The organism is Wolbachia endosymbiont of Pentalonia nigronervosa (assembly GCF_014534705.1).
In the GTDB taxonomy this organism is placed as follows: Bacteria; Pseudomonadota; Alphaproteobacteria; order Rickettsiales; family Anaplasmataceae; genus Wolbachia.
Genome location: NZ_JACVWV010000166.1, coordinates 1 through 1,205, shown reverse-complemented (window position 1 = coordinate 1,205; position 1,205 = coordinate 1). Strand labels below are relative to the sequence as shown.

Annotated in this window: 1 protein-coding gene; it reads right to left on the bottom strand. The window is 41.0% G+C overall.

Annotated elements, in window-relative coordinates; genetic code table 11:
• The coding region (locus IC220_RS07680) for a phage terminase large subunit family protein (RefSeq protein WP_188153807.1) at positions 1-1,108 on the bottom strand (1,108 nt) is incomplete at its 3' end.
• Positions 1,109-1,205: the final 97 nt, after the last annotated feature.

Here is a 1,205-nt window from a genome sequence, read left to right as displayed (position 1 = left end):
CTGCAGTAAGGACTACTTCTCCTTTTGGTACTGTGCCAATAGTATAGGATTCCCTGCGTTCAAATAAATGACGCCAGTCTGGTACTTCTCCTTTATCAACCCAGGTCTCTCCAAGCGTAGTATTAATCCAAACCTTCAGTAATTGCTCATTTTCTTTTGCGTGCTGAAAATCCTCCACTGCTTGACTCCAACTATACCAGCCAACTGGACTGTAAAGACTTGAAATATGAAATCCTGCTATCTTTCCACCTTTCGTTTCGTTCGTTACTCTCCATTCTCCACGTGAAAGCATTTCTGTCTTTTGATGATTTTCTATTTTGCCGTTACATTCGATACAAACATAATGAGCTGTTCTTGAGTCTTTATCTTCCCATTTTACTTGTGTCCATTTTAAAACTTGATAATGATTACAATGCGGGCAAGGTACAAAGAAATACCTTTTATCTGAAGCTTCAAATTCCTTTTCAATTCTACTGATTCCATGCACTGTTGGGGTTGAAACCAAAAATATCTTTCGCCGCGTAAATGTGTTAGTTCGGGCTATGCTGAGCAAAACTGGATCTCCTTCACCACCTGAATCTCCTGGATACGCATCAATTTCATCGAGAAAGAGGTATTTTACTGGCATAGAGCGAAGTCCTACACTGCTGTTTGCCCCAGTTATTACCACAATTCCACCGGGAAACTCCTTGCTCTGCACAGTATTACCTGAATCTCTCGATCTTGGGTCTTTTACTTTATCTTTTAAACATGGCGTGCTATCAATAAGTGGGGCAAATCTCCCTTTAGACCAGCGCTTTCCCATCTCTACAGTTGGCTGTACTACTAACATTGGACCTGGTGTTTGGTCGACTATATAGCCTATCCAGTTGTTCCCTGCTTCTGTGCCACCAATCTGCGCTCCTTTCATAAAGATTACTTTTTCAATTGGTGATGAAGGCGATAAAGAGTCCATTATTTCTTTCAGGTAAGGAGTTCTCTCTGTTCTCCATCTTCCTGGTTCTGATGATGCTGTTTGCGAGAGAACCCTGTATTCATCTGCCCATTCTGACACCTTTAATAATGGATCTGGCTTTAATCCTGCATAAAAGGCTGTTGCGTATATCATAATGCTATTGATTGTTCATTGCTTGCTCTGGACAAGACAGGTTCTTCTATCTTGTGGTCTACAAAATCTTCCTCCTCCTCACTTTGTATTTCAACAT